1 protein-coding gene is annotated in these 746 nt (G+C 42.4%); it reads left to right on the top strand.

What is annotated here, in order from left to right:
• The coding region (locus tag R7R78_RS25980; RefSeq protein ID WP_140310557.1) for a TetR/AcrR family transcriptional regulator at positions 1–513 on the top strand (513 nt) is incomplete at its 5' end.
• Between the last annotated feature and the right edge of the window lie 233 nt (positions 514–746).

The raw sequence follows: 746 nt of genomic DNA, 5'->3' as shown, positions 1-746 counted from the left end.
AATCTTGCATCGGTGAATTATCACTTTGGTGACAAAAAGACGTTAGTGCGCGCGGTATTAGACCGGTACCTTGAAGCACTGATGCCAAGCATAAAGGCGTCTCTCATTGAGTTGAATACCCGCGAAAGCTACAACATGGACGAAGTATTTGAATCATTACGTTTACCGCTGCGTACACTTAATGATGTTAGACCAAATGGTACTGCACTATTTATGTTGTTGATTGGTCGAGGTTACACCGATGTACAAGGGCATTTACGTTGGTTTATCAGCACTCGATACTCAGAAGTATTGAATTTGTTTACTTTCTCTATCATGAAAGCAAACCCAGAGTTGACGGAAGAGTTGTTGTTTTGGCGATTACATTTCACGTTGGGAACGTGCGTATTTACGATGGCCTCAAGTCAAGCTTTGACCGAGCTGGCAGAAAGCAAATTTGAAAAAGAAATCGATGTGAAATCTGTCGTCGATTTACTGATTCCTTACTTGTCCGCTGGTATGTCGGCGAAATAGTCGCTCGATAACGACAAGTAAAAAGTGAAACCAATAATAAGGATTAGCCGCAAGCGGTGACGTGAACAAAAGGATCTGAACTATGAGCTCTCTACGAAGAAAATGGATTAGTGACCCAGCATTTAAAGTGTTTAAGAAAGTTCTTCCTCCGCTGTCGAGTACAGAAAAAGAAGCGATGGAAGCCGGTAGTGTATGGTGGGATGCCGAGTTGTTTTCTGGCAAGCCAAACTTTA

This window comes from Vibrio sp. 2134-1 (assembly GCF_033339495.1).
Note: the sequence above shows the minus strand (reverse complement) of the source record. Positions and strands in the feature narration are given on the sequence as shown.